The 19,242-nt window shown below is 71.7% G+C and carries 17 protein-coding genes; 10 read left to right on the top strand and 7 right to left on the bottom strand.

Translation table 11 applies throughout. The annotated features are described in order from the left end of the window. The first annotated feature begins 21 nt into the window (after positions 1–21). The 6 genes from ACGWYL_RS02915 to ACGWYL_RS02890 all read left to right on the top strand — a co-directional run bounded on the left by ACGWYL_RS02915 (position 22) and on the right by ACGWYL_RS02890 (position 6,716). The gene (locus ACGWYL_RS02915) at positions 22–1,713 is read left to right on the top strand and encodes a class I adenylate-forming enzyme family protein (protein ID WP_395486383.1); all 1,692 of its coding nucleotides are present in this window, start codon (positions 22–24) and stop codon (positions 1,711–1,713) included. Positions 1,714–1,939: 226 nt separating this feature from the next. Next, positions 1,940–2,698, top strand: a complete 759-nt coding sequence (locus ACGWYL_RS02910; protein ID WP_179422929.1) for an ABC transporter ATP-binding protein — start codon at positions 1,940–1,942, stop codon at positions 2,696–2,698. Further along, positions 2,695–3,408 carry an ABC transporter ATP-binding protein gene (locus tag ACGWYL_RS02905; RefSeq protein ID WP_179422931.1) on the top strand — a complete coding sequence of 238 codons (714 nt, stop codon included), beginning with the start codon at positions 2,695–2,697 and terminating at the stop codon, positions 3,406–3,408. The genes ACGWYL_RS02910 and ACGWYL_RS02905 overlap by 4 nt, the downstream gene beginning before the upstream one ends. Positions 3,409–3,418: 10 nt before the next feature. Beyond that, positions 3,419–4,318 carry a branched-chain amino acid ABC transporter permease gene (locus tag ACGWYL_RS02900; protein ID WP_179422933.1) on the top strand — a complete coding sequence of 300 codons (900 nt, stop codon included), beginning with the start codon at positions 3,419–3,421 and terminating at the stop codon, positions 4,316–4,318. Further along, positions 4,315–5,439 carry a branched-chain amino acid ABC transporter permease gene (locus ACGWYL_RS02895; RefSeq protein WP_179422935.1) on the top strand — a complete coding sequence of 375 codons (1,125 nt, stop codon included), beginning with the start codon at positions 4,315–4,317 and terminating at the stop codon, positions 5,437–5,439. The genes ACGWYL_RS02900 and ACGWYL_RS02895 overlap by 4 nt, the downstream gene beginning before the upstream one ends. Then, positions 5,436–6,716 (top strand): ABC transporter substrate-binding protein, encoded by a 1,281-nt coding sequence (locus ACGWYL_RS02890; RefSeq protein WP_179422937.1) that lies wholly within the window; start codon positions 5,436–5,438, stop codon positions 6,714–6,716. The genes ACGWYL_RS02895 and ACGWYL_RS02890 overlap by 4 nt, the downstream gene beginning before the upstream one ends. Before the next feature lie 62 nt (positions 6,717–6,778). Here the strand turns inward: ACGWYL_RS02890 and ACGWYL_RS02885 are convergent, their stop codons facing one another. Continuing rightward, on the bottom strand, positions 6,779–7,936 hold the full coding sequence (locus tag ACGWYL_RS02885) for an acyl-CoA dehydrogenase family protein (RefSeq protein ID WP_395486382.1): 1,158 nt from the start codon (positions 7,934–7,936) through the stop codon (positions 6,779–6,781). 2 nt (positions 7,937–7,938) lie between these two features. Then, on the bottom strand, positions 7,939–9,102 hold the full coding sequence (locus tag ACGWYL_RS02880) for an acetyl-CoA C-acyltransferase (protein WP_395486381.1): 1,164 nt from the start codon (positions 9,100–9,102) through the stop codon (positions 7,939–7,941). 159 nt (positions 9,103–9,261) lie between these two features. On the opposite strand from ACGWYL_RS02880, the gene ACGWYL_RS02875 reads away from it, so the two are divergent. After that, positions 9,262–10,224, top strand: coding sequence for an SDR family NAD(P)-dependent oxidoreductase (locus ACGWYL_RS02875; RefSeq protein WP_395486380.1), 963 nt, complete (start codon positions 9,262–9,264; stop codon positions 10,222–10,224). Between the two features lie 64 nt (positions 10,225–10,288). On the opposite strand, the gene ACGWYL_RS02870 is transcribed toward ACGWYL_RS02875, so the two are convergent. After that, positions 10,289–10,675, bottom strand: coding sequence for a nuclear transport factor 2 family protein (locus ACGWYL_RS02870; protein ID WP_179422945.1), 387 nt, complete (start codon positions 10,673–10,675; stop codon positions 10,289–10,291). A gap of 8 nt (positions 10,676–10,683) precedes the next feature. Further along, positions 10,684–12,405, bottom strand: a complete 1,722-nt coding sequence (locus ACGWYL_RS02865; RefSeq protein WP_395486379.1) for a class I adenylate-forming enzyme family protein — start codon at positions 12,403–12,405, stop codon at positions 10,684–10,686. 131 nt (positions 12,406–12,536) lie between these two features. On the opposite strand from ACGWYL_RS02865, the gene ACGWYL_RS02860 reads away from it, so the two are divergent. Together ACGWYL_RS02860 and ACGWYL_RS02855 are read left to right on the top strand one after the other, a co-directional pair. Further along, complete coding sequence (locus ACGWYL_RS02860; RefSeq protein ID WP_179422949.1) at positions 12,537–13,307, top strand: SDR family oxidoreductase; 771 nt, start codon at positions 12,537–12,539, stop codon at positions 13,305–13,307. After that, positions 13,304–14,896 carry a long-chain-fatty-acid--CoA ligase gene (locus tag ACGWYL_RS02855; RefSeq protein ID WP_395486378.1) on the top strand — a complete coding sequence of 531 codons (1,593 nt, stop codon included), beginning with the start codon at positions 13,304–13,306 and terminating at the stop codon, positions 14,894–14,896. The genes ACGWYL_RS02860 and ACGWYL_RS02855 overlap by 4 nt, the downstream gene beginning before the upstream one ends. 84 nt (positions 14,897–14,980) lie before the next feature. On the opposite strand, the gene ACGWYL_RS02850 is transcribed toward ACGWYL_RS02855, so the two are convergent. The 3 genes from ACGWYL_RS02850 to ACGWYL_RS02840 are packed head-to-tail and all read right to left on the bottom strand — an operon-like array spanning position 14,981 to position 18,221. Further along, the gene (locus ACGWYL_RS02850; RefSeq protein WP_395486377.1) at positions 14,981–15,700 is read right to left on the bottom strand and encodes a hypothetical protein; all 720 of its coding nucleotides are present in this window, start codon (positions 15,698–15,700) and stop codon (positions 14,981–14,983) included. Next, positions 15,697–17,256 (bottom strand): long-chain-fatty-acid--CoA ligase, encoded by a 1,560-nt coding sequence (locus ACGWYL_RS02845; protein ID WP_395486376.1) that lies wholly within the window; start codon positions 17,254–17,256, stop codon positions 15,697–15,699. Before ACGWYL_RS02845 ends, ACGWYL_RS02850 begins: the two co-directional genes overlap by 4 nt. Next, positions 17,253–18,221 carry a helix-turn-helix domain-containing protein gene (locus tag ACGWYL_RS02840; RefSeq protein WP_269303567.1) on the bottom strand — a complete coding sequence of 323 codons (969 nt, stop codon included), beginning with the start codon at positions 18,219–18,221 and terminating at the stop codon, positions 17,253–17,255. Before ACGWYL_RS02840 ends, ACGWYL_RS02845 begins: the two co-directional genes overlap by 4 nt. 104 nt (positions 18,222–18,325) lie before the next feature. On the opposite strand from ACGWYL_RS02840, the gene ACGWYL_RS02835 reads away from it, so the two are divergent. Beyond that, the gene (locus ACGWYL_RS02835; RefSeq protein ID WP_395486375.1) at positions 18,326–19,234 is read left to right on the top strand and encodes an SDR family NAD(P)-dependent oxidoreductase; all 909 of its coding nucleotides are present in this window, start codon (positions 18,326–18,328) and stop codon (positions 19,232–19,234) included. The last annotated feature ends 8 nt before the right edge of the window (positions 19,235–19,242 follow it).

The following is a 19,242-nucleotide window of genomic DNA, read 5'->3' as shown; positions in this document are numbered from 1 at the left end:
AGACGATCCCGGAGGAGAACCATGAGGCTGCACCCGCCCGCACGCGTGGCCGAGTACGAGGCACTGGGGGTCTGGGGTGTTCCCACGTGGCCCGAGCGCGTGAGCGAGCACGTCGCGCAGGCCCCTGATCGTACGGCCCTCGTCGACGCACCGAACCTCACCTCGCTGATGGGCCTGGACTCGCAGCGGCACACGTGGCGCCAGGTGCAGGAGCGTGCCCGCGACCTCGCCTCGCTGCTGCTCGCGGCCGGCGTGGGCCCGGGCGACGTCGTCGGCCTGCAGCTGCCCAACTGCGCCGACCTCGCCGTCTCCTACGTGGCGCTCTCGTCGATCGGCGCGATCGCGACGCCCTTCCCGATGCAGTACCGCGAGTACGAGCTGACCCAGATGTGCGAGCTGGCAGGCGCGACCGCCTTCGTCGGCGCCGCGGAGTTCCAGGGGACACCGCTCGACGAGCGGCTGGCCGCGCTCGCCGCGCTGCCCTCGGTGCACACCGTGCTGACCTTCGGCCCGCGAGCCGTGGTCGACCACGTCGACCTCACGGCCGCGCTCGCCGCGCCGGTGGACCGCGCTCCGCTGGACCGCCTCGAGGTCGACCTCGACCCGAACGACGCCGTCACGATCTGCTGGACCTCGGGGACCGAGGCCACCCCGAAGGGCGTGCCGCGCTGCGCGAACGACTGGGAGCCGATGGGCCTGACCAGCGTCGACGCGATGGGCCTGACGGGGCAGGACGTCGTCCTCAACCCGTTCCCGATGGTCAACATGGCCGGCATCGGCGGGATGCTCGTGCCGTGGCTGCTGACCGGTGCCACCCTCGTGCTCCACCACCCGTTCGACGCGCCGGTGTTCTTCGGCCAGATCCGCGAGGAGCAGGTCTCCTACACCGTCGTGCCGCCGGCGCTGCTCGTGCGCGCCCTCGACCTGCCGTTCATGACGCCCGAGGGGATGCGCAGCCTGCGCCACATCGGCTCCGGGTCGGCGCCCCTGCCGCCCCCGATGATCCGCGCCTACCGCGAGCGGTTCGGCATCGACATCGTGAACTGCTTCGGCTCGAACGAGGGCCTCAACCTGGTCGGCGACCCCGAGACCGTGCCGGACCCCGAGCACCGCTCGCACCTGTTCCCGCGGTTCGGCTCGCCCGATCACAGCTGGTCGAACCGCGGTCCTCGCGGGTACGAGACGCGACTGGTCGACCCGGGCAGCGGCGCCGAGATCGCCGAGGAGGGCCTGCCCGGCGAGCTGCTCGTGAAGGGTCCCGGCGTGATCGCCGGCTACCTGCCCGGGACCACCAGCTCGGACCCGTTCACCGAGGACGGCTTCTACCGCAGCGGCGACCTGTTCATGTACGTCGCGGACGCGGACGGCGACCTGCGCTACCTCCAGTACGTCGACCGGGCGAAGGACATGATCGTGCGCGGCGGGATGAACATCTCGCCCGCCGAGCTGGAGACGCTGCTCGCGGGCCACGAGGACGTCGAGGAGGTCGCGGTCGTCGGCGTCCCCGATCCGGCGCTCGGGGAGCGCACCCGGGCCGTGGTGGTCCCGCGCGCCGGCGCCGAGGTGACGCTGTCGTCGCTGGTCGACTTCCTGAGGGAGCGGCACATCGCCAGCTACAAGCTCCCCGAGAGCCTGCTCGTGGTGGACGAGCTGCCGCGCAACCCGGTCGGGAAGGTCCTCAAGCGCTCGCTCAGGCACGTCGAGGCCTCCTGACCCACCCCTTCGCAGACCACGGCGCGCCGGCTTCCGGCGCGCCGTTCTGCTTTGTCTAGAGCAGTCTCGACGCATCAATGAGAAAAGACACTTCAAAACACAGAGTTTCTCTTGACCTGCCCCGTTTAAGGCCGTTATAAAGTGACGAGGGCCCCGGTATCGTGACTCGGGTCACAGGATATGCTCCTCCGGTCAGTCATTGAACTTCGCTAGCGAAAGGCTCCTGATGCTTCAGGTTTCGGACGTCGTTCTCCGCTTCGGCGGAGTGACCGCGCTCGACCGGGTGGGATTCGAGGTCGCGGACGGTGAGATCTGCGGACTCATCGGCCCGAACGGCGCGGGCAAGACCTCGCTGTTCAACTGCGTCACCCGCGTCTACCAGCCCGCCGAGGGCACGATCCGCTACGGCGACGTCGACGTGCTCGGTCTGCGCCGCCACCAGGTCATCCGCGCCGGTGTCGCGCGCACCTTCCAGAACCTCGCGCTGTGGCCCGAGATGACGGTCCTGCAGAACACGGTCGTCGGCGCCCACGGCGTGCAGACGCCCCACCTGCTGCCGTCGCTCGTCGGCTGGCCCGGGTCGCGCAAGGCGACCAAGCAGGTCGAGCGCGACGCCTGGGCCCTGCTCGAGCGCCTCGACCTCACCGAGGTCGCCCACCTGCCCGCCGCGGGCCTGCCCTTCGGCACCCTCAAGCGCGTCGAGCTGGCCCGCGCCCTCATCAGCCGCCCGTCGCTGCTGCTGCTCGACGAGCCCGCCGGCGGACTCACCCATTCGGAGGTCTCCGAGCTCGGTGACCTGATCCGCTCGCTGCGGGACGAGTTCGGCTTCAGCGTGCTGCTCGTCGAGCACCACATGGGCCTGGTCATGGGCGTGTGCGACCACGTCGTCGCGATGGACTTCGGCCGCACGATCGCCGACGGCCGTCCCGCCGAGGTGCAGCGGCACCCCGAGGTCGTCGCCGCCTACCTGGGGAGGTCCGCATGACCGCGCTGCTCGAGGCCACGGGCCTCACCGCCGGCTACGGCGGTGCCACCGTCCTGCGCGACGTCTCGGTGCACGTCGACGAGCACGAGGCCGTCGTCGTCCTGGGCGCGAACGGCGCCGGCAAGTCCACGCTGCTGAGCGTGCTGTCGGGCCAGCTGCCCTACCAGGGCTCGCTCAAGATCGACGGCCGCGAGGTCGCCAAGGCCCGCCCCGACACGATCCTGGCGCAGGGCGTCAGCCTCGTGCCGCAGGGACGCGGCACGCTGACCGCGATGTCCGTGCTGGACAACCTGCGCGTCGGCGCGGTCACCCGCAAGGACCGCATGGCCGTCGAGGACGACATCGAGCGCTGGTTCTCGGTGTTCCCGCGCCTGGCCGAGCGCAGCGATCAGGTGGCCGGCACCCTGTCGGGCGGCGAGCAGCAGATGCTCGCGATCGCCCGGGCGCTCATGAGCCGCCCCCGCCTGCTGATGTGCGACGAGGTCAGCCTCGGTCTCGCGCCGGTGATCGTGCAGGGCCTGTTCGACACGCTGCGCGACATCAACCGCGACTCGGGCACCGCCCTGCTGATGGTCGAGCAGAACGCCGAGCTGGCGATGGACATCGCCTCGCGGGTGTACCTGCTCGAGGTCGGCGAGGTCTCCGCCAGCGGGTCCGCGGAGGAGTTCCGCGCCGACGACAGCATCCGAGCCGCCTACTTGGGCTACTGAGGAGCACTCCATGGACATCCTGCTTTCCCGCGTCTTCGCGGGCGCCACGAGCGGCTCGGTCTACATCCTGATCGCGCTGTGCCTCGTCATCGTCTTCCGCAGCTCGTCGACGATCAACTTCGCCCAGGGCGAGTTCGCGCTGTTCACCGCCTACATCACGTGGTGGCTGACCGAGCGCGGCCTCAACCCGTGGGTCGCCATCATCCCGGCCATCCTCATCGGCTTCGCGATGGGCGCCCTCGCCGAGCGCTGGCTCATCAGGCCGGTGGCCAGACGCGACGAGACAGCCGTCCTGATCGTGGCCCTGGCGCTGTTCACCGGCCTGAACGGTCTCGACGGCTGGATCTGGGGATCGGACGACAAGGTCTTCCCGCGGATGCTGCCCAGCGGCGAGAACGACTTCGTCGAGATCGCCGGCGCCCGCCTCTACTACGACTCGATGGCGATCTGGGCCATCACGGCCGCCATCGTGTTCGGCCTCTACCTGTTCTTCACCTACACGAGCATGGGCCTGCAGATGCGGGCCGTGGCCACCAACCGGCAGTCGGCGGCGCTCTCGGGCGTCCGCGTCGGCCGGGTGCTGACCCTCTCGTGGGGCCTGTCGAGCGCGATCTCCGCCTTCGCCGGCGCCCTGCTCATCCCGATGGTCCCACCGGGCCAGCTGGGCCTCACCGGCATGTTCCACGTCCTGATCTTCGCGACGGCCGCCGCCCTGCTGGGCGGACTGGACAGCGTGAAGGGTGCCGTCGTGGGCGGTCTGGGGCTGGGCATCGGCCTGGCACTGGTGAACGGGTACGCGACGTTCCTGGGCGGCTCGATGTCGCTCACCGTCGCCCTCGTCGTGATCGTGGTCATCCTGCTGGTTCGCCCCACCGGACTGTTCGGGGCCCGACGTCTGGAGCGTGTGTGAGCACCCAAGCCAAGAAGCCCCGCGTCATCGAGCGCGGGACGCCCGTCCACCGCGCGCTCGTCGGCGCCGGGCTGGTCCTGCTGGTCGCCTCGACCCTGTGGCTCGGCGGCCTCGCGCCGTTCGAGATCGGCCAGGTCACCCGCGTCATGATCTTCGCGATCGCGATCGCCGGCCTGAACCTCGCGACCGGCTACGTCGGCCTGCTGTCGGTGGGTCACTCGGCCTTCTTCGGCATCGGCGCCTACACGACCGGCATCCTCATGGTGAAGGAGGGCTGGGAGGGCTGGGCGACCATCCCCGTGGCCTTCGCGATCAGCCTCGTCGTCGGCCTGCTGGTCGGCCTGCCGGCCCTGCGGATCCGCGGCCTGTACCTGGCGATGGTCACGCTGGCCTTCGCCGTCGCGTTCCCCGAGCTCGTGGCCCGCTTCTCCGGGCTGACCGGCGGCGCGAGCGGCATGACGATCCCGCGCACCGCGATGCGGCCGCCGGAGTGGACCGGGCTCGGCCTGGGCGAGAAGTACGTCTGGCTCTTCTGGCTCTCTGTCGCGGTCATGGCCATCACCTTCTACGTGTGCTGGTGCCTGACGCGCAGCCGCTACGGCATGGCGATGTCGGCGGTGCGCCAGAACGAGATCGCCGCCTCGGCGTCCGGCGTCGACATCGCCGTCGTCAAGGTCGCGAGCTTCGGCCTCTCGGGCGCGATCACCGGTGCCGCCGGCTCGCTGTTCGCCCTCTACATGGGCAGCCTCTACGCCGAGGGCTCCTTCACCCTGATGGCGGGCATCACGCTGCTGATCGGCCTGGTCATCGGCGGTGAGCGGACCGTCCTCGGGCCGATCGCCGGCGGTCTCGCCGTGGTCTACGTGCCGTACTACACGGCCGACATCGGCAGCGGGCAGTCGTCGGCGGTGCTGTTCGCCCTCGTCCTGCTGTTCGTCATCTTCGTGGCCCCCGCCGGCATCGTCGGCTCGCTGGCCCAACTGATTCGACGCCGTGTCGTCGTCCGGGACCCGCGCCCGGTCGTCGCCACCGACGCGGCGTCCGCGGTGCCGGAAACGACCCCGCAGCCCGAGCACCAGCTCGACCGCACCTCCACCCCCATCGAAAGGTCCCGAACATGACCGCATCCACCACCATGCGCCGGCTCCGCCGGACGGCGGTGCTCCCGGCCGCGCTGCTGGCGAGCTTCACCCTCGTCGCCTGCGGCTCCTCCAGCGACGACGGCGACTCGAGCTCCTCGGGCGGCTTCGAGCTGAGCCTCGACGACTGCGAGGATCCCGACGCGGCGGCCAAGGAGATCACGGACACGATCAAGGTGGGCTACAGCGCCCCCCTGTCCGGCCCGATCGCCGGCGCGGCCGAGCTCGCCATCCAGGGCTACGACGCGCGCCTCAAGGCGGCCAACGACGCCGGCGGCATCGACGGCATGAAGATCGAGGTCAGCTACAAGGACGACGCCTTCGCGCCGGACAAGGCCAAGGCGAACGCCACCGAGTTCCTCCAGAAGGACAAGGTCGACCTCATCACGACGTTCGGCGCCGGTCAGGTCGCGGCGATCGCCGACGACCAGAACGCCGCCTGCGTCCCGATGCTGTACCCCAGCTCGAGCGACGTCCGGTTCACCGACATCGAGGCGTACCCGTGGACGCTGCAGTTCCTGCCCTCGGCCGACATCGAGACGAAGTTCATCGTCGACTTCATGAAGTCGAAGGTCGATGACATCACGCTGGGCATCGCCGAGAACGCCACCGGCAGTGGCGTGGCGATGGCCGAGGCGTTCAAGAAGTCGGCCGACGCCGGCGGGCTGGAGATCGCGGCCGAGACCGAGGACACCGACCCCGCGGCCGCCGCGACCAAGCTGAAGGCCGCCGGCGTCAACGTGCTCTACCACGGTGGCGTCACGGGCACCTGCGGCGTCCTGGACACCGCGATGGCCCGCGTCGACTTCAAGCCCGAGCTCGTCGTCAAGGCCAGCAACTGCGCCAACGCGGCGGAGTACCTCGCGGCCGGCCAGGCCGCCGACGGCGCGGTCGTGCCGAAGTACCTCAAGGAGCCGGCCGACCCGGAGGTCGCCGACGACCAGGGCATCAAGGACTACCTGGCGCAGGTTCCCGACGTCACCGACCCGAACAACACGATCACCGTGAGCGGCTGGATGGCCGCCGACCTGCTGGTCAACACCCTCCAGCAGGCCGCCGAGTCCGAGGACGGCCTGACCCGCGAGAGCATCATGAAGGCCTCGCGCGACCAGGACTACGCGTCCCCGGTGCTGCTCGACGGCGTGACGTGGAAGAGCACGGCGGATCGCTCCGGCGGCGTCAGCGGCTTCGGCCCGTTCGCCTGGTCCGCCAAGGACAAGCGGTTCGTCTCGGCGGGTGACGTGATCAGCGTCGACTGATCTCGCACACCACCACGCAGCGGGCCCGTTTCCCTCGACCGGGCCCGCTGTCGTGCGTGGGGTCAGAGGCCGAGGACGCCCGACGCGACGATGCCACGCTGGATCTCACTCGACCCGCCGTAGATCGTCACCTTGCGCAGGTTGAGGTGGGCGGCCGCGGCGCGGCGGGCCCAGCGGGTGACGCCGGGCGCGGTGCCTGCGGCCAGGAGCGCGTCCGCGCCGGCCAGGTCGAGCACGAGCTCGGCCACGCGCTGCTGCAGCTCGGTGCCGCGCAGCTTCAGGACGGACGAGGCCGGCTCGGGGCGCCCGTCGGCGGACTCCGCGGCCACCCGCAGGGACGTCAGCTCGACGGCCAGCAGCTCGCTCTCGAGCGTGACGAACCGGGCGCGGACCGCGGGGTCGTCCCAGCGGCCGTGCTCGCGGGCGTACCGCTTCGCCTGCGCGAGGCGCAGCTTCGTCTGGCCGACCTGGGCCACGCCGACGCGCTCGTTGCCGAGCAGGAACCGCGCGTACTCCCAACCGCGGTTCACCTCGCCGACGAGCTGGTCGGCGGGCACGCGCACGTCCTCGAGGAAGACCTCGTTGACCTCCGCCTCGCCGTCGATCATCTCGATCGGACGGATCGTCACGCCGGGGGAGTCGAGGTCGATCAGCAGCATCGAGATCCCGGCCTGGCGGCGCGGCGCGTCCGGGTCGGTGCGCACGAGGCAGAACATCCAGTCGGCCCAGTGCGCCAGGCTCGTCCACGTCTTCTGCCCGTTGACGACCCACGCGTCGCCGTCGCGCACCGCGGTGGTGCGCAGCGACGCCAGGTCGGACCCGGCCTCGGGCTCGGAGAACCCCTGGCACCAGAACAGGTCCAGCGCGGCGGTCGGCGGCAGGAAGCGGCGCTTGAGGTCGGCGCTGCCGAATGCGGCCAGCACCGGGCCCACGAGTCCCACGTTCGGGCTCAGCGGCGGGAAGACGCCCGCGAGATGCAGCTCCTCGCTCCACAGGTGGCGCTGCAGCGGCGACCAGTCCCGGCCGCCCCACTCCACCGGCCAGCCCGGCACGGCGAGGCCGGCGCGGTGCAGGATCCGGTGGGTGTCGACGATGACGTCGCGGTCCAGCGGGGCCGCCTCGATCACGGGCTCGCGCAGGTGCCACGGGACCTCGGTCGTGAAGAAGTCACGCAGGCGTAGGCGGAACTCGGTGAGCTCGGGGGTGAGGGACAGCCGCACGGTCAGTCGATCCGCTCGACCAGCATGGCCATGCCCATGCCGCCGCCGATGCACATCGTCGCGATGCCGTGCTGCTGGTCGCGTTCGCGCAGGCCGTGCAGGAGCGTCGTCATCATCCGGGCGCCGGTCATCCCGAACGGGTGGCCCAGCGCGATCGCCCCGCCGTAGGGGTTGAGCTGCTCCGTGATGTCGATCCTCAGCGCGTCCGTGACGGCCAGCACCTGGGCCGCGAAGGCCTCGTTCAGCTCGACGACGTCGATGTCGCCGATCGTCATCCCGGCGCGGTCGAGGACCTTCCGGACGGCCTCGATCGGGCCGACGCCCATGTACTCGGGCTCCAGGCCCGAGACGGCGGAGGCGACGATGCGCGCGAGCGGCCGGTGGCCCAGCTCGCGGGCGCGCTGCTCGGACATGACGACCACCGCGGCGGCGCCGTCGTTGAGCGGGCACGCGTTGCCGGCGGTGACCCGGCCCTCGGGGCCGAGGACGGCGGGCAGCGAGGCGAGGGACTCGACCGTGGTGCCGGGGCGCGGCCCGTCGTCCTGCGTGACGACCGTGCCGTCGGCCAGGGTCACGGGCACGATCTCGGCGTCGAAGAAGCCGGACTCCTGCGCGGCCACGGCGCGGGACTGCGACAGCGCGGCGAACTCGTCCATCCGCTCGCGCGAGACGTCGTGCCGACGGGCCACGTTCTCTGCCGTCTGCAGCATCGACTGGAAGAGGTCGGCGACGTAGTCCTCGCGGGACGGGTCGGTGAACCGGGGGTTGAGGTCGTCGTAGCCGCTCGGCGCGGGGACCTGCGAGACGCTCTCGACGCCGCCCGCCACGAAGACGTCGCCCTCGCCGGCGGCCACGGCGTGCGCGGCCGAGCGGATCGCCTGCAGCGACGACGCGCACGCCCGGCTCACGGTGAGGCCGGGCACGGTGTTCGGCAGCCCGGCGAGCAGTCCCACGGTGCGCGCGATGCCGAAGCCCTGCTGGCCCTCCGGGACCGCGCAGCCCAGCACGAGGTCCTCGACGGACTCCGGCGCGAGGCCCGGGACGGCCTCCAGCGCGGCCCGCACGGCGACGGCGCCGAGGTCGTCGGCGCGGACCGAGGACAGCGACCCCTTCCGGGCGCGTCCGATGGGGGTGCGGGCAGTGGAGACGATGACCGCCTCGGGCATGGGGACCTCCTGGATAGTGACTTGTCACAACGTATCGAAACGGAAGCACGTGGAACATCGTGCGACGCGAAATGCAGACGATCGGCTCCGTAAATCAGCGCATTCAAGGCGCGAGACAAAGCCTGTCATGGTCCGTCGAGTCACTGTTACAGTGAAAGCATGAGCGATGCAGACGTGATCGACGCCGAGGTGGCGGCCGACGACACCATCAGTTTCAGCCGGATCGGCTACGAGCGGCGCCGGCCCACGTGGGACGACGCCGACATGCAGGACGTCGCGGGGCGCACCGTGGTCGTCTCCGGCGGCACCGCCGGCGTGGGCCTGGGCGCCTCGACGAGCCTCGCGGCCCTGGGCGCGCACGTCGTGATGCTGGGCCGCAGCGCCGACCGCGGCGAGGCCGCCGTGAAGGAGGTCGTGGCCGCGACCGGCAACCAGCGCGTGGAGTGGGTGCGCCTCGACCTGTCCTCCCTGGAGTCGGTGCGCGCCACCGCGGCCGAGCTGCTCGAGCGGCTGCCGCGCATCCACGTGCTGATCAACAACGCCGGGGGCATGTGGGACGAGTGGGAGACGTCGGTCGACGGCATCGAGATGAGCTGGGCGACGAACGTCGTCGGTCCGTACCTGCTCACCGAGCTGCTGCTCGACCGCCTGGCTGAGTCCGCTCCCGCGCGCATCGTCGAGATGACGTCGGGCGGCGCCTACAGCCAGCGCCTCACCCTGGGCGAGCTGCGCGGCGAGGCCGACGCGTTCGACCCGAAGGCGACCTACTCGCGCACCAAGCGCGCGCAGATCGTGCTGACCGAGCTGCGGGCCGCCGAGCTGGCCGACCGCGGGATCGTCGTCCACGTGACGCACCCGGGCTGGACCGACTCGCCGGGCCTGCGTGAGTCCGGCGCCATGCAGGGCTTCATCCGGCGCTTCGAGTCGGACTTCCGCACGCCGGAGCAGGGCGCCGACACGGCCGTCTGGCTGTCCTCGGCGCGGGAGCCCGGCGCGACCTCGGGCCTGTTCTGGCACGACCGGCGCCCGCGCGAGACGCACCGCGTCGACGCCACCCGCGAGACCGAGCAGGACCGTCGCGAGCTCGTCGAGCTGCTGCGCCGCCTCACCGGACTGGCCTGACCGCCGCCGAGCACGCGACCGCCCCGGACCCCTCAGGGTCCGGGGCGGTCGTCCGTGCGGGGACTCAGCCGCTGAAGCGGGCGGCCTCGGCGGAGTCGATGTACTCGTCGAGGCGCGCGATCCGGCCGTCCTCGTTGACGGTGACGACGACGCAGGCGTGCAGCTCGACGGGCTCGCCCGAGCGCACGTTCGTGCCGCGCAGGACGTGCTGCTGCACGACGCCGCCGTCGAACAGCTGGATCCGGCGATCGGTGTAGCGCCGGTCGGTGACGCGCTTGGCGATGCCCGTGAGCACCCGGGCGTTCTCCTCGACGGTCTGCTCGACGCCGTCGTGGTTGTGCCAGATCACGCCGTCCGGGGCGTAGATCTCGGCCAGGTCGGTCGGGTCGCCGGCCTCGGCGGCCGCGATGATGCGGTCGAGCAGCTGGACGTGGGGATGACGGTCGTTCATGGCTCTCCTCAGAGGGTGACGGGACGGCGGAGCTCGCGCTTGAGCACCTTGCCGACGGGGTTGCGCGGCAGCTCGTCACGGATCTCGAGACGCTCCGGCAGCTTGTAGGACGCGATCTTGGCCTCGCGCAGGAAGGCGACGAGCTCCTCCAGCGTCAGCGTGGCGCCGGGGTTGAGGGTGACGACCGCGGCGACGCGCTCGCCCATCTGCTCGTCGGGGTCGCCCACCACGGCCACGTCGGCCACCGCGGGGTGCTCGCCGACGAGGGCCTCCATCTCGGCCGGCGCGATGTTCATGCCGCCGCGGATGACGAGGTCCTTCGCCCGGTCGAGGTAGTGCAGGAACTGGTTCCGGTCGCCGGCGATCTCGAAGATGTCGCCGGTCATCAGCAGGCCGTCCTCGTCGAACGGGTTCGCCCGTGTCTCGGGGTTGAGGTAGCCGGCGAAGATCGTCGGGCCCCCGATGCGCAGCTCGCCGGGGACGCCGGGCTCGGTGACCTCCTCGCCCGTGACGGGGTCGACGAGCTTGATCTGGACCCAGTCGGCGACCTCGGAGGACCACGTGACGCCCGGCGCGCCGTAGCGCGGGAAGTACTGCGCGCGGTCGTCGGGATCGGGGAAGTCCTCGAGGCTCGACAGCAGGGCGATGCCCTCGTTCGAGCCGAAGAAGTTGATGACGCCGATGCCCAGCTTCTCCTGCCAGCCGCGCACCATGACGGGTTGCAGCGGCGCCGAGCCCGAGCCGATGCGGGTGAGGCTCGACAGGTCGATCTGGCCCAGCAGGTCGTCGTTGTGCAGCAGCATCCACAGCAGCGCTGGGGGAGCGACCGTGTAGGTGGCGCGCTCGACGGCGATCTGGCCGAGGAACGTCTTGAGGTCGAACGGGTGGTGCTGCACGAGCACGCCGCCGGTGCGCAGCCACGGCAGGAACATGCCGTTGATGCCGGCCATGTTGACCATGGGGAACGGGTTGAGCAGGACGTCGTCGGCCGTCACGCGCGGGGCGTCCACGGTGGCGGTGCTGATGGCGGCCCACTCGAGGTGCGCCCGGGGGACGCCCTTCGGCTCGCTCTCGGTGCCCGAGGTCCAGCAGATCGTCGCGCAGTCGTTCGCGTCGTTCGGGTCGGCGGCCCGGCGGGCCTCGATGCGGGCACGCTGGTCGCTCGTGGCGACGGTGGGCGTCCAGGCGTCGATGCCCTCGGGCAGGCCCTCCAGCTCCGTGGCGTCGCCGAACGCGACGACGCGCTCGAGGGTCGGCACGCGGTCGCGCAGTGCGGCGGCCTCCTCGGCGGGACGGCGGCCCGCGAACGCGGCTGCGGTGACGAAGGCGCGGAAGCCGGCCTGGTTCGCCATGCCGACGATCTCGTGCTCTCGGTACTGCATGGGAAGTGGCGAGACGACGATGCCGAGGAGCCACGCGGCGAGGTAGACCTCGGCCAGCTCGATGGTGTTCGGCAGCTGCACGCCGAGCACGTCCCCGCGCTCCAGGCCGAGGTCGTCGAGGCGGGCGGCGACCGCGAGGACCTCGTCGTCGAGCTCGCTCCATGTCAGCCGGCGCGGCGCCGATCCCAGCAGGTCAGCGCGGTTCGCGGGGTCGACGATGGCCAGGTGTGCGCCGCGCTCGGCCACCTGCTGGAGGTAGAACCCGTCGAGGGTCTCCTCGGTCCACCATCCCTTCGACTGGTACGCGCTGACCTTGGCCTGCGGATGCAAGCCCCGTGCGATCGCCATGGCTCTCCTCGTGACACTTCAGTTGACGGTGTGATACAGATTACTACATTAAACGTAGTGAGTAGCGCGAGGGAAGGGGTTGCCATGACACCGATGTCGGGACGTCCGGGAGCGACGCAGGGGAGCCGGCGATGAGCCGCGGTCGCAGGACGCCGATCGCGGGCGCCACGCTCGTGGTGACCGGAGCCAACCGAGGCATCGGTCTGGCGTTCGTCCAGGAGGCGCTCGCCGCCGGGGCCGCCAAGGTCTACGCCGGCGTGCGCGACGTGGACGACGTGACGCCCGAGCTCGCGGACACGGGCGCCGAGCCCGTCGCGCTCGAGGTCACCGACCGCGAGCAGGTCGCCGCCGCCGCGCGCCACTGCGCCGACGCCACCGTGCTGATCAACAACGCGGGCCTCCACGCCGGCGACCGCCTCGTGCAGGCGACCGATCCCGACGCCGCGCGCCGCGAGATGGAGGTCAACTACTTCGGCCCGCTCGAGACCACCCGTGCGTTCGCGCCCGTGATCGCCGGCAACGGCGGTGGAGCGATCGTCAACGTCCTCTCGGTCGCGGCCATCGCGCCCACGGCCTTCATGGGCGGCTACTCGCCGTCGAAGGCCGCCGCGCTCTACCTCGGCGGCATCGCGCGCGCCGAGCTCGAGCCGCTCGACGTCGGCGTCACCTCGCTGATCGTCGGCTCGGTCGACACCCGGATGGCCGCGCACGTCGACGGCCAGAAGGAGGACCCGCGCGACGTCGCGCGCGTCGGCCTCAAGGCGATGGCGCGTGGCGACTGGACGTGCGACACGGACCGCATGGCGATCGAGTCGCGCGCGCGCATGGCCCTCGACCCGATCCGCTACGAGCGCGGCCTGGGCCGGCTGCTGTTCGTCGACCAGCTCGTGACGAAGCCGTGAGCACGCGCGCCATCGACCTGGAGACCCACGGCGACGGCACCACGTTCCGTCGCCTCGAGGACGTGATCCGCCGCAGCGCGGCCCACGACCCCCAGGGCGTCGCGCTCGTTCAGCCCGGACGGCAGGTGACGTTCGCCGAGCTGGACGCGTCGACGAGCCGGTTCGCGCAGGCCCTCCTCGCCGAGGGCGTGCAGCCGGGCGACCGCGTGTGCCACGTCGGGGAGAACAGCGTCGCGTTCTTCGACGCGCTGTACGGCAGCGGCAAGGCCGGCGCGATCCCCGTGCCGATCAACTTCCGGCTGGCGCCGGCCGAGGTCCTGCAGATCGTCGAGGACGTCGAGCCGCGCGTGGTCGTCCTGGGCGCCGGGATGGAGCACCACGCCGAGGCGCTTGCCGCGGTGCCCGGCGTGGCCCGCGTCGTCACGGTGGAGCCCGTCGAGGGCCTGACCGACCTCGTCGCGTGGGCGGGTGCGCAGTCGGGCGAGGACCCGGGCATCGCCCGCGATCCCGAGGACACGGCGGTCATGTTCTACACGTCCGGCACGACGGGCCGACCGAAGGGCATCGAGCTCGCCGGACGGAACCTCAGCTCGGCGCTCGCCGGCCCCCTCAAGGTGGTCCGCTTCGACGCGGACTCGGTGGCGCTGGCGCCCGTGCCGTTCTTCCACGTGACGGGCTTCGGCCTGGCGCTGATGGCGAACCTCAAGGGCGCGGCCGTGCTCATGATCAACCCGCAGGGCCCGGCCGACCTGCTGGACGTGCTCCAGCGGTACCGCGTCAGCCACTCGGTCATGGTGCCCACGGTCATCCAGTTCCTGCTCGGCCTGCCCGAGACGCGCGCCGGCGACTGGTCGGCGCTGCGCTGGATGATGTACGGCGGCGCCCCGATGCCCGAGCCCGTCCTGCGCGAGGCCACCGAGGTCTTCGGCTGCGACTTCTACCAGGGCTACGGCCTCACGGAGTCCACCGGCGGCGTCTCGTTCCTCGGCCCCGAGGACCACCGCGTCACGCCCGAGACGGTGCACCGGCTGCGGTCCGTCGGCCAGGTACGCGGCAACAACGAGGTCCGGATCATCGATCCGGCGACGGGCCAGGACGTGCCCGCCGGCGAGCGTGGTGAGGTCCTCATCCGTGGCGGCAACGTCATGAAGGGCTACTGGCGTCGCCCCGAGGAGACGGCGGCCACGGTCGACGCCGACGGCTGGCTGCACACCGGCGACGGCGGCCGCCTCGACGCGGAGGGCTACCTCTACCTCGGCGACCGGCTCAAGGACATGATCGTGTCGGGTGGGGAGAACGTGTATCCCGCCGAGGTCGAGAGCGTGCTGACGGGCCACCCGGGCGTCGCGCAGGTCGCCGTCATCGGCGTCCCGTCCGACCGGTGGGGCGAGTCGCCCATGGCCGTCGTGGTCCGCGCCGCGGGCGACGCCGGCGAGCAGCTGACCGCCGAGGACCTGATCGGCTGGGCGCGCGAGCGCCTGGCCCACTACAAGTGCCCCGTGGACGTGGCCTTCGTGAGCGAGCTGCCGCTGAACGCCAGCGGCAAGCTGCTGAAGGTCCGGCTGCGTGAGGAGTTCGCCCGGCGGTGAGGGCGACGGTCGCCGGATCCCTCCTCCCCGGCGACGCGACAGGGGCGGGACCGCGTCGGTCCCGCCCCTGTCGTTCGTCCCGGCTCAGTCCTTGAGGACGCGCAGCGTGACCTGGCCGAGGTCGATCTCCTCGGGCAGGCCGGCGCCGGCGGGCGTGGCGTGCACGTCGATGGCGCTCATCCGCGGCCGCTCGTCCTGGACGAAGCGCACGGTCCGCGAGCCGAGCTCGACGATCGGCACGCCGTCCTTCTCCAGCACGGGCACGCGGAACACCGCGGCCCACCGCTCGGCCCGCGCCTGCGGGTCGGGCGTGGCGAGGTCGACCGCGACGACGTCGTCGATGTACGGGTCGGGCGACGGCGGGTGCTCGAGGTGGTCCCAGAACCACTCGTCGGCGTCGGGGATCTCGTCCAGCTCGAGGAGCAGGCCCATGTCGCCCGGGTGCAGCTGGACGATGCGACGCCCGTACGCCTCGGCCTGGATGGCCAGGCGGACGCCGGCGGCCTCGATGGCCTCGAGGTGCGGGTCGAGGTCGGGGACCTGCACCGAGACGCAGTAGCCCGCGGTGCCGCCCACGCGGTCGAGCCACGCGTTGATGGACGCCTGCTCGTTCAGCGGGCCGACCAGCTCGAGGTGGGCCTGCGGCCCGACCGGGATGGTCTCGTCGGCCAGGTGCATCTCCTCCAGCAGCGGGTCGGGGAACCCGGGCTCGAGGTGGAACGCCTCGCGCAGCTCGCGGCTGGTCGCCTCGAGGTCGCGGGCGCCGATGACGACCTGGCGCAGGATCGGGAAGGGGTGGGTCATCCGATGGTCCTTTCGGCCGCGGCCCAGTGCGGGGCGCGCAGCTCTCGCTTGAGGATCTTCCCCGACGGGTTGCGGGGGAGCATGTCGATGACCTCCACGGAGGTCGGGCACTTGTAGTGGGCGAGGTGCTCGCGACAGAACGCCACGATCTCGTCGCTCGTCACGGTCTGGCCCTGCTTCGTCACGACGACGGCGTGCGGCGTCTCGCCCCAGCGCTCGGAGGGGACGCCGATGACGGCGACCTCCTGCACGGCCGGGTGCGCCATGAGGACGTTCTCGACCTCGGCCGGGTACACGTTCTCGCCGCCGGACACGATCATGTCCTTGAGCCGGTCCTTGAGGAACAGGTAGCCGTCCTCGTCGAGGTAGCCGGCGTCGCCCGTGCGGAACCAGTCACCGTCGAAGAACGCGCCCTCGGTGGCATCGGGGCGGCGCCAGTAGGAGCGCGTGACGTTCGCGCCGCGGACGACGACCTCGCCGACCTCGCCGGACGCGACGTCCTTGCCCTCCTCGTCGACGACGCGGACCTCGGTGCCGGGCACGGCGCGGCCGGCCGACTGCAGCTTGCTGTCGGCGCCCGTGACGTGGTCCTCGGGACGCAGGATCGTGGTGACGCCGATCGTCTCGGTCAGGCCGTAGCTCTGCGAGAGCTTCGCGCCGAAGATCTCCTGCGAGCGCAGCATGACGGTCTCGGAGATCGGCGAGCCACCGTAGACGAGGTGCTCGACGCTGGAGTAGTCCGCCGCGGCGGCCGCGGGGTTGGAGATCACCATCTGCATCACGGTCGGGACCATGATCACGTGGGTGGCGCGGTGCCCGACGAGCAGCCCGAGCATGCTCTGCGGGGTCACCTCCACGAACTGGATGATCTGGCCGCCGTGGGCCAGCGAGATGAGCGACCAGCCGCCCGCCGCGATGTGGTAGTACGGCGTCGGCACGAGGCTGACGGTGTCGGGGCCCACCTCGAACTGCGCGGAGAACGCCTCGACGGCGGCCAGCATCGCGTCCGACGTCGTGGTGACGCCCTTGGGCTTGCCCGTGGTGCCGGACGAGTACATGAGGGAGAGCAGGTCGTCGCCCGCCACGTCCTGGTGCGGGTCCTCGGTGGGCTGCGCCGCGAGCCACGCCTCGTAGGCCTGCCAGCCCTCGGGCACGGTCGGCTCGCCCTCCTGGGAGAACACCAGCCGCAGCCCGTCGAAGTCGGCCGGGACGAGTGAGGTCAGGTGGTCCTCGACCACGAGGACCGTGGGCTCGGCGTCCGAGAGGATCCACGCGATCTCGTCCGCCGCGAGGCGGAAGTTCAGCGGGACCACCGCGGGCCCGGCCTTCGCCGTCCCGAAGAACAGCTCCCAGAACTCGGTGCCGTTGCGGGCGAGGTAGGCGACGCGGTCGCCGCGCTCCAGTCCGTGGGCCAGGAGCCCCGCGGCGACCTGGTTGGTGCGGGTGTCGAGGTCGCCGTACGTGACGGTCCGTCCCTCGCCCACGATCGCGGGCGAGTCGCGGTGCGACCGGCTGCTCGCGCGGAGGAGGTCCGCGACGGTGCGTGCTCCGTTCATGCTGTTCCTTCTTCGGGTGTGGTCCGGTCCTCGGTGACCGGGACGATCGTGATGGTGCCCGTGACCAGCGGCTGACGGCACTGGTCGCAGGCGAGGTGCGCGACGAAGTCCTCGCCGCACGCCGTGTGGGTCTGGACGAGCGCGGGACCCTCGGGCGAGACGAACCACTTCTCGGCCCAGTGCAGCGAGAGCGCGGTGACGGGGAAGAAGGCGCGACCCTTGTCGGTCAGGTGGTACTCGGGCCGGCCGGGGTGCCGGGCGTGCTGGCGGGACTCCAGCACCCCGAGTCCGACGAACGCGCGCAGGCGCTCGGCGATGAGGGTCGGGGGAGCGCCGAGCGCGGTCTCGAACTGGCTGAACCGGACCATGCCGCGGAACGCCGCGCCGATCAGGGCGGAGGACCACCGGTTCCCGAACAGCTCCAGGGTCTGGGGGTACTGCAGCGAGTCCTGGACCGAGTCGGGTCGCCGGCGCGTGGCCGACGCCGGGACCGAGCGCTCCCAGCTGCCGCTGGGTCCCCAGGCGGCGCGGATGTCCCGGGCCTCGACCGGGTCCCCGCACGCCCGACATGTCAGCAGGGGCGCGAACTCGGCGCCGCACGTGTCGTGGCGCCGGCGGGGGAGGGCCTCCCCGGCGGGTCCGGTCCAGCGGCGCTCCCACTCCCAGATGGCCAGCATCATCGGCCACAGGGTGCGGCTGCGGGCGGTCGGCAGGTACTCGGCGCGCAGGGGATTGGTCCGGTAGATGCGCCGCTCGAGCAGGCCGTGCTCGCTCAGCTGCGTCAGGCGGTGGGTCAGCACGGAGTTCGAGATGGGCATCGCCCGGCGGAACTCGCCGTAGCGGGTCAGCCCTCGGGAGGACTGGCCGAGGATCAGCAGCGACCACTCGTCGCCGAGCAGGCCCAGCATCCTCCCCACGGAGTTCGTGCCGCCCGGCTCGAGCAGCGTGGGTCCCCCGTCGGTCATCGGCCATCCCTCGAAGTCGTGCGGCTCCCCGCGTGGGGACTTGTCATCTGCGTCACACCGTACTACAACTAACGGAGTATCTCTATCAATCGAAGTGAGGATCCATGAGTCGAGCCCTGGACGGCCGCGTCGCTGTCGTCACCGGAGGCGGCAAGGGCCTGGGACGCGCGTTCGCGCTGCACCTGGCCGAGGCGGGAGCCGCCGTCGTCGTCAACAACCGCAACCGTCAGGTCGACGAGAACGGCCTCGGCCCGGCCGACCACGTGGTCGCGGAGATCCTCGCGAGCGGAGGGCGCGCCGTGGCCAACCACGACGACGTGGCCGACCCCGCGATCGGCGAGAGGCTGGTGGCCGACGCGCTCGAGCACTTCGGGCGGCTCGACGTCCTCGTCACGAGCGCCGCGGTCAGCGCGCCGCAGATGGCGCACAAGACCAGCGCCGAGAACTTCGGGCAGGTCATGGCGATCAACGTCACCGGCACCGTCCTGCCCGCGTCGGCCGCGATGGCCCACATGCGCCAGGCCGGCTTCGGCCGCGTCGTGCTGATCGCGTCCACCGCCGGACTGCACGGCGAGACCACCGTCTCGGCCTACGCCGCGAGCAAGGGCGCCGTCATCGCCTTCGGTCGCACCGCCGCCGTCGAGGGCGCGGGCAAGAACGTGCTCACGAACGTCGTGCTGCCGTACGCCACGACGCAGATGACCGAGGCGGGCATGGACCCGCGCCACGCCGACCGCATGCGCTCCGACCTCGTCGCGCCGCTCGTCACCGCGCTGTCCTCGCCCGAGAGCACGATCAACGGCCAGGTCGTCGTCGCCGCCGGCTCCGCGCTGCGCGCCGCCGACGCCGTCGAGTGGGGCACGGTCGGCTACGACGCCGACGAGCCCCTCGACCCGGCCGCCCTCGAGCAGCTGCTGGCACGGTCCCGCGAGGGCGAGCCGCACACGTTCACCCACGCCCAGGACGCCTTCCAGAGCCTCGCCGCGGACCTCGCCGCGAGCCCGACCCCGTAAGAAGAGGA

It is taken from the genome of Aeromicrobium sp. JJY06, from assembly GCF_044069275.1.
Classification (GTDB): Bacteria; Actinomycetota; Actinomycetes; order Propionibacteriales; family Nocardioidaceae; genus Aeromicrobium; species Aeromicrobium tamlense.
The sequence above is the reverse complement of the archived record's forward strand: the minus strand, read 5'-3'. Positions and strand labels throughout refer to the sequence as shown.